This is a genomic window from Nocardiopsis sp. MG754419 (assembly GCF_018207095.1).
Classification (GTDB): Bacteria; Actinomycetota; Actinomycetes; order Streptosporangiales; family Streptosporangiaceae; genus Nocardiopsis.
On record NZ_QOCZ01000203.1, the window covers coordinates 1 to 7,868 of the forward strand.

The 7,868-nt window shown below is 71.8% G+C and carries 8 protein-coding genes; 6 read left to right on the plus strand and 2 right to left on the minus strand.

Going from position 1 to position 7,868, the window contains the following annotated elements; genetic code table 11:
* The 3 genes from DSY14_RS25530 to DSY14_RS25540 form a co-directional block, all read left to right on the plus strand.
* A partial coding sequence (locus DSY14_RS25530) for an AAA family ATPase (protein ID WP_211719161.1) occupies positions 1-1,678 on the plus strand: 1,678 nt, incomplete at its 5' end.
* Between the two features lie 119 nt (positions 1,679-1,797).
* A complete protein-coding gene (locus tag DSY14_RS25535; RefSeq protein ID WP_211719162.1) occupies positions 1,798-5,100 on the plus strand; it encodes a right-handed parallel beta-helix repeat-containing protein in 3,303 nt (1,100 codons plus the stop codon).
* A gap of 84 nt (positions 5,101-5,184) precedes the next feature.
* Positions 5,185-5,538: a hypothetical protein gene (locus tag DSY14_RS25540; RefSeq protein WP_211719163.1), complete on the plus strand. Its 354-nt coding sequence runs from the start codon at positions 5,185-5,187 to the stop codon at positions 5,536-5,538.
* 15 nt (positions 5,539-5,553) lie between these two features.
* Here DSY14_RS25540 and DSY14_RS25545 read toward each other — a convergent pair whose 3' ends face one another.
* The gene (locus DSY14_RS25545; protein WP_211719168.1) at positions 5,554-5,730 is read right to left on the minus strand and encodes a hypothetical protein; all 177 of its coding nucleotides are present in this window, start codon (positions 5,728-5,730) and stop codon (positions 5,554-5,556) included.
* Positions 5,731-5,874: 144 nt separating this feature from the next.
* Here DSY14_RS25545 and DSY14_RS25550 point away from each other — a divergent pair, with 144 nt between their 5' ends.
* Together DSY14_RS25550 and DSY14_RS25555 are read left to right on the plus strand one after the other, a co-directional pair.
* Positions 5,875-6,108 carry a hypothetical protein gene (locus DSY14_RS25550; RefSeq protein ID WP_211719164.1) on the plus strand — a complete coding sequence of 78 codons (234 nt, stop codon included), beginning with the start codon at positions 5,875-5,877 and terminating at the stop codon, positions 6,106-6,108.
* A 40-nt stretch (positions 6,109-6,148) separates the two neighbouring features.
* Entirely contained in the window at positions 6,149-6,532 is a 384-nt protein-coding gene (locus tag DSY14_RS25555) for a hypothetical protein (protein ID WP_211719165.1), read from the plus strand.
* Positions 6,533-6,560: 28 nt separating this feature from the next.
* On the opposite strand, the gene DSY14_RS25560 is transcribed toward DSY14_RS25555, so the two are convergent.
* The gene (locus tag DSY14_RS25560) at positions 6,561-7,112 is read right to left on the minus strand and encodes a hypothetical protein (RefSeq protein WP_211719166.1); all 552 of its coding nucleotides are present in this window, start codon (positions 7,110-7,112) and stop codon (positions 6,561-6,563) included.
* Positions 7,113-7,669: 557 nt separating this feature from the next.
* Here DSY14_RS25560 and DSY14_RS25565 point away from each other — a divergent pair.
* The coding region (locus tag DSY14_RS25565) for a hypothetical protein (protein ID WP_211719167.1) at positions 7,670-7,868 on the plus strand (199 nt) is incomplete at its 3' end.

Consider the following 7,868-nt stretch of genomic DNA (forward strand, 5'->3'; position numbering starts at 1 on the left):
GGCCCGCCCCCTGGACGTGCTGCTCGGCGAACTGGACGCCATGGTGGGCCTGGACGGGGTGAAGAAGGAGGTCCGGTCGCTGGTCGACCTCCAACGCGTGAACGCCAAGCGTGTGGCGGCCGGCCTGCCCGCGCTCAACGTCAGCCGCCACCTGGTGTTCTCCGGGCCGCCCGGCACCGGCAAGACCACCGTGGCCCGCCTGTACGGCGAGATCCTGCGTTCGCTGGGCGCCCTGGACAAGGGCGGCTTCGTCGAGGTGGCCCGACAGGACCTGGTCGCCGAGCACCTGGGCGGCACCAGCGCCAAGACCACGCAGGCGGTGGAGCGGGCGCGCGGCGGGGTGTTGTTCGTCGACGAGGCCTACGCCCTGTCCCGCCGGTTCGGTTCGGGCTCCGACTTCGGGCAGGAGGCCATCGACACCCTCATCAAGCTGATGGAGGACCTGCGTGAGGAGGTCGTCATCGTCTTCGCCGGGTACTCCAGCGAGATGCGGACGTTCCTCGACGCCAACCCCGGTCTGCGTTCGCGGGTGGCGCGCACCATCGCCTTCGAGAACTACTCGCCCGAGCAGCTCACCACCATCATCGAGACGATGGCGCCCCAGCAGGGTTACACCCTGGGCGAGGGCGTCCGCGGGCTCCTCGTCCGGCACTTCCAACGCCAGGACCGTGACGAGACCTTCGGCAACGGCCGTGAGTCGCGACGCCTGTTCGAGGAGATCGTCCAGGCCCAGGCCGGACGGATCGTCGCCGGTGACGTCAGTACCGCCGAGGACCTCGCGTTGATCCTGCCCGAGGACCTGGACGGCGTCGTGGACGCCGGACTGTCCGCGCGGGTGGGCGAGCCCCGGGACGCCGAACAGACCCGTGAGCTCATGGATCGTCTGGAGGGGATGGTCGGGCTCGCGGAGGTCAAGCGCGAGGTCGCCGACCTCGTCAGCCTCATCTCCGCGAACCGCCGCCGTCGGGAGGCCGGTCTGGCCTCCTCGATGGCCTCCCAGCACCTGGTGTTCTCCGGCCCGCCCGGGACCGGCAAGACCACGGTGGCGCGTCTCTACGGGAGCCTCCTGGCGGCCTTGGGGGTGCTCGCGCAGGGCCAGGTGGTCGAGGCGTCCCGGCCCGACCTGGTGGGCTCCTACGTCGGGCACACCGCGCAGAAGACCAAGGACGTGTTCGAACGGGCGCGCGGCGGTGTGCTGTTCATCGACGAGGCCTACGCCCTGGCCCGGTCGAGGGGACACGGCCACGACTTCGGGCAGGAGGCCATCGACACCCTGCTCAAGCTCATGGAGGACCATCGGGACGAGGTGGTGGTGATCGCCGCCGGATACACCGATGAGATCCGTGACTTCCTGGACACCAACCCCGGGTTGGGTTCCCGCTTCTCCCGCACCGTGACGTTCGCCCCCTACGGTCCCGAGGAACTTCTGCGCATCTTCGTGGGCATGGCCGAGGGTGCGGACTTCCTGGTGCCGGAGGAGACCCGAACGGCGCTGGCGGCGACTCTGCGGGAGGAGACGGAGCGCATGGCGACCGGCAACGGGCGTGAGGTCCGCACGTTGTTCGAGGCGAGCGTGACCCGACAGGCACGACGGATCGAGACGTCGGCCCTCTCCGGGGCCACTCCGGACGTGGCCGAGCTCCAGACGCTCTCGGCGGAGGACGTCGCCGGATTCTGACCGACCCTGGCCACGCCGGAGCACGTCGCAACGGATTCTCGGCCCTCGGGGTGGATACGGTACATAGCGCAGGCCCTCTGTCGCGGCGCCGCGGCCGCTACCCCCTTGGGAGTCGATGGATGATCACGGTCCGCGTCTCGAAGACGGATCCCTCCGCGCGTTCCTCCCTGGGTCAGGTGGTCCGAGATCCCCGCTACGCGAGCTCGGACCTGTACCTGAGGGTGGAGCCGGGCGACTACGTCGAGCCCCAGGTCGTCGGTGTGCTGCGTCGTGTGGTCGTCGTGCCCACCGAGGGTGCGGGCACGGTCACCATCACCGCGATCAACGAGACCAACGTCTTCAACGTCCACGAAGGCGGTGACCTGGAGGTCTACGGGGTCAGCGTGCTCAGTGCCTCCGAGGACTACCCGCCCCTGTACGTGCAGGAGGGCGGGCGATTGCGCGCGGTGGACTGCGTCTTCGCCTCGCCGCGGCGAGTGAACGTGGTGGGGGCCGACGCGGAGATCGTCGGCTGCCGCTTCGAGGACAGCGGTCTGCTGTGGGACACCACCGAGGGGACGGTGCGCGACTGTTACTTCGCGGGGGCGGTGATCGCCGTCCAGGGCGCGTGCTCCCCGACGATCATCGGGACCATCTTCACCGGCGCCCACGACGACTGGCACACCCTGTACGTGTCGGGGGCCTCCCCGGAGATCATCGACTGCGCGCTGGTGGACGGTGGCGGAGTCTACGTCCGGGACCGGGCCGCCCCCGAGTTCACCGACGTCCGCGTCACGGGGGCGCGCGACTGGCCGGTGCGGGTCTACGAGCGTTCCCGGGCCGACTTCACCCGGTTGGTGGTGGAGGCACCGCGCAAGGAGGAGACGGACGCCTTCTTCGTCCACGGCGACTCCGAGAGCTCCCTGAACGACTGCGAGATCATCGGCTCCACGCGGACCGGGCTGGCGATCGAGGGCGGCCGGCTCACCGTGCGGGGCCTCACCGTGGACGGTGCCGCCGCCGACGCCGTGCTCGTCGACGGCGGCGAGGCCACGCTGACCGACGTGCGCTGCGAACGGGTGGGCAAGGCGGCCCTGCTGATCGCGGACGGGTCCCGGGTGATCGTGTCCGGGATGGCGGTGTCCGAGAGCGCCCAGGAGGGGCGTGGCGCCATCGCGGCGGTGCGCTCACGCTTCGAGGTGAGCGACCTGCGGGTGAGCCGCTGGAACGGACCGATGGCGATCGTCGTCGGCGGCACGTGCGTGTTCGAGGACATCGTCGGCCACGACGTCGGGTCGGGGATCCACAGCCGCGAGGACGCCACGATCACCGTGCGCGGAATGGTGCTGCGCGAGGCCCGTGAGGACGGTCTGAACGTTCTGGACGGCACCGAGGTGCGTCTGGTGGACGCGGACCTGTCCGAGTGCGGGGAGGACGGCGTCTACGTCCAGGGCGGCTACGTCACGGTCCGGTCCTCCACCTTCTCCGGCAGCGGTGAGCGCGGGGTGCGTGTGGGCGAGGGCGGTGTGGTGGCCCTGGAGGACACCGCCATCCGGGACGGCCGGGGCGAGGGCCTGGTGGTGGAGGACGGCGGCCGGGTGCGGTTGGTGCGGTGCACGGTGTCCGGCAACGACGACGAGGGACTGTGGGCCGCCGAGGGCGCCTCCGTCTACCTGGAGGACACCACCTTCAGCGGTAACCGCGGCGGTGAGGGCGACCGGGTGGCGGGCACGGGTACCGGTGGCCGGAGTGCGACCGGTGGGGACGGGTCCGTGCGGGACCGGGAACGTTCCCTGGACTCCCTGCTCACCGAGCTGGACGCCTTGGTCGGGCAGGACCGGGTCAAGCGCGAGGTCCGGGCGCTGGTGGACCTGCACCGGGCGAGCGCCACGCGGGTCGAGGCGGGCCTGCCCGCCCTGAACGTGGGCCGTCACCTGGTGCTGGCGGGTCCTCCCGGGACCGGTAAGACGACCGTGGCCCGTCTGTACGGGGCGATACTGCGGGCCCTGGGCGGGTCCGAACGCGGACCGTTCGTGGAGGTGGCCAGGCCCGACCTGGTGGCCGAGTACCAGGGAGGGACCCGGGCCCGGGTGGCCGAGGCGGTGGAGCGGGCGCGCGGCGGCGTGCTGTTCGTCGACGGCGCCCACGCGCTGTGCGAGGAACCCGGGGACCCGGACGTGCACGGTCGGGAGGTCCTCGACACCCTGGTCGCGCTGATGGAGGAGCCGGGGGAGGAGTTCGTGCTGGTTCTGGCCGGGCACGCCGACCGGATCCGCGCCCTGCTCGACGCCAGCCCGGACCTGCGTTCGCGGGTGGCTCGGACCGTCGAGTTCGAGGACTTCACACCCGACCAGCTCACCGGCATCTTCGCCGTGGCGGCCTCGGAACGCGGCTACTTCCTGGGCGAGGGGGTGCACGGCCTGGTGGTGGAGCACTTCCGGCGCCGGGTGCGCGGCGTGGCCTTCGACAACGGGCGCGAGGTGCGCAGGGTGCTGGAAGGGGCGGTCGACGCCCAGTCCGTACGGATCGCGGAGGGCGGCTACACCACCGTCGACGACCTCTCGCGGATCCTGCCCGAGGACCTGGCCTCGGTCGCCGACCCCACCGCCGCCGATCCGGACCGGCGGTCGGGCGGCCAGGTCACGTCGTTGATGGCCCGGCTGGGCTCCCTGGTGGGGCGCGGCGAGGTCGAGGAGGCCCTGTCCCGACACCTGGCGGACCTGCTGTCGTCACCGCGCCGAGGCGGGACGACCCCGGGCGAGGGAGGCTCCCGCCACCTGGTGTTCGTGGGAGGCACCGGAACCGGACGCTCCACCGTGGCCGGTCTGTACGCGGGTCTCCTGGCCGCTCTGGGGCTGGTGGAGCGCGGGCAGTCGGTGCGTCTGCGTTCGGGCGCCCTGGTGGAGCGGGGGCGGGCCTCCCGTGCCGCCGAGGAGGCCTTCGACCGTGCGCGCGGCGGCGTGCTCGTGGTCCTCCTGGAGAGCGGGACGGAGGCCGGGGCCGGTCTCGCGACGGCCGACGCCCTGGGCGCGCTGATGGAGGCGCACCGTGACGAGGTGGCGGTGGTCCTGATCGGTGGGCCCGCGCGGGTGCGACCGTTCCTGACGGCCCATCCCCGTCTGACGGAGCGGTTCGCCCGGGTCGTGGAGTTCGCGCCCTACACCGCCGACGAGCTGGTGGGGATCTTCGCGTCCATGGCGGAGGAGGCCGACCTGCTGCTGACGGAGGCGACCCGCGAGGCGTTGTCGGCGCTGGTCCGGGCGTCGTCGGAACGGTTCGCCGGGGGCGGTGGGGCGGTGGTCCGTGCCTTGTTCGAGGCGTGCGCGGCCCGTCAGGCGCGTCGGATCGAGACGGCGACCCGCACGGGAGAGATCCCGGAGGGGGCCGAGCTCCGGACCCTGTGGCCCGAGGACCTTCCGCGGGGGTGGGGCGACGGCGTCTGAGGGGTTCTCCCCCTTGGCGGAATGATTACTGCCTGTATGTCGGTGTTGAGCCTGCCGTGTCCGAAGTGTGGGTAAGTGGGCGATATGAGTCTGATGTTGATGATGGTCGCCCTGTTGAGCGCTGTGGTCTTTCTGGGTGGCGGGTCCTACGTGCTGCGGGGGGTACTCGCCCGGATGGAGTCGCGTCACGCGTGGGCCGAGCCGGAACCGCCGCCACGCGCCGGTCCCAGGGAGGACGTCGGGGGCTACGTGCCCGCGCAACGCGACCCCGACGAACTCCCGGCCGACCTGCGCGCGCGGGCGGGCAACCTGGTCGCGCTGGGGCGCACCGACGAGGCGGTCCACCTGGTCACACCCCACCTGGGCGGTGACGAGGCGCGTGCGCGCCGGGCGGTGGGGCGCCTGCGGGCCGGCGGACGCCCCGCCCTGGAACCCTGAGGTCGCCGGCGGCGCTCAGGTTCTGGGCCTGCTCCGCCAGCGGGCCCAGAGGGCGGTCACGATGAAGAGCACGCCCGCGAGCAGCGTGAGCCAGAACAGGCCCCTGATCACGGCGCCGATGATGGCGAGGATCAGCCAGATCGCGAGCAGGGCGAGGATGAGATAGACCATGGGCGCTCCAGGAAGGGTCATGGGGTCGAGTGGGTGGTCTACCCCTCCGTTCGGGGGTCGAAGCCCCGTCGTGTCGGTCGTCACGCTGTTCCGCGAGGCGGGAGACGGTGCGTCGCCCCTGGGGTCGGTGTGTGCGGATGCCGACTTTTGGGGAAGGGAGGGGTTATGAGTTTGGAAGAGGCATCACGTCAGCTGGAAGCCGCGATTCACGACGCGCGCGTGTCGTTCGACTGCATTCTGCTGGAGGAGTTGGATCGGGCGCACACGAACGCCATCACCGCGAGGGCCGCCGTGGACGCGGCGGAGCAGGCCGTTCGGGTCGAGCTCGAACGCCGCCAGGCCGACAAGGAGGGGTCGGAGAAGGCGGGATCGGGGGCCGCGGAAGCGGAATCCGACTGAATCACCGGGCGGGTCTCGAACATACATTCGAATAGCGGGTATGCTGGCGAGCATGCCCGATCAGTCCTTGACGCCGGACTGGCCCGCGAGTGTGCACCCACCCGGGTCGGACTCCTTCGAGCAGACGGCCGTGGAGTGGCTGTTCGACCACGTGCCGGCCGACTACCGGCTGCACGGGGTCCTACGCCGCCACCCCGTCGCTCTCTCCCGGCTCGCCCGCCAGTACGTCTCGGCGACGCTGGAGGCGGCCCGGGAGGGGTACCGCACGGCCCGGGTGGACCTGCGCGACCACATGCCCCCGCACGCCCTGGACCAGGTCATGAGCGCCTACCTCGCCGAGGGGCGGCGCACCGCCGGGCTCCTCCGGTCGGTCGAGGCCGTGGACGGAGCCCTGCGTGAGACGGGGCGGGTCGCCCATGAGTGATCCGACCCCCGGCCGCCCGATCACGGGATCAGGCGGTGACCCGTACCAGCACGGCGACCCCGTCACCGGTGTTCACCAGGTGCCGGTGCCCCCGGTCGCCGCCGCCCACCACACGGGCCCGGTCCGAGGCCAGTTCCGTGGTGGACAGCATCTGCCCGTCGGCGGCCGAGGTGATCAGGTGCGCGCGCCCGCTGACCAGGTACAGCGCCTCCAGGGTGTGCGTCCGTTCCGCACGCGTGCCGGGGCCGGCGATGAAACCGTTGGGTTCGAGCGCCACCGTGGTCACCCGGAAACGTCCGCGGACCTGCCGGCGGGCGCTGCGCGGCGCCGGCTGCCAGTGCCCGCGGCGGGTCGGCCACAGAGTCGGTCGACGCAGCGCGGTCGCGGCCTCCCGGGCGGCGGCGACCACCTGCCCCAGGGTGGGAAGGCGTCGGGCGTCCAGGTGGGCGTAACCGGAGGTCCGCCCGGCGTCCACGACGTCGCCGATCCCGTCCAGGGACAGGGTGGCGGCGCGCGGACGAGGTGCGTGCTCGGCCAGGTCGTGGGAGGCGGCGGTCGGCGCGGAGGACTGCTGCGGCATCGTGAGAGGATCCTTCACGTGTGCGCGACCCCTGCAATGCGTGGGGGTCACGAGGACGTCGTCATGGGGTCCGGGTGGTCCCGGAGTGTTGGGGCCGGTGTCTCCGAACGCCCGTTCGGAGAGGAGGATCGCCCAAGCGGAGACCTGCGGCGGCCGTCTCACGTCACAGGACGGGGGCCGCTCACAGGTGGGTCGTGCGGGGTCGGTGGATTCCGTCCCCTCGGCTACGACTCAGCGACGACAACACGGACACGCCGCACAGGCCTGCAGGCAGGAGGCCCCGTTGGGGGCCGTACGAGCCGAGGCGACGGTGCGGGTGCGCGGATACATGGAAGTAAGGAGACCAGCAAAGCCGGTGGCGAGTCAAGCGAACACCGGGAATCACGCGTGTCGAACCGCTCACCACGGAGACGTCCCGGGCGTGTTGCGGGTGGCGTCCCGTGGTGGTGACATGTGGAGCCCGAGACGACGGCGTTCTCGCCGTTCCGGGTTCCACCTCCCAGAACAGCCGTAGCGACAGGAGTGGCCGTGCAGTCGTCCGTTCCCCGAGGGCAGCCTTGACCCCCGAGGCGCAGGGTCTGTGGGCGCGTGTGCTGATGCGGGCCGCCGTGGTGACCGCCGCCGGCGTGATGGCGCTGGGCTTCCTGGGACCGGAGGCGGCGTTGCTGATCTGCTTCCTGACCGTGCTCACCCACGTGCTGCTCTGGCTGCGCAGAAGGTACGCGGGGGTCCTCTTCTGGACGGAGGGGCCGGGGG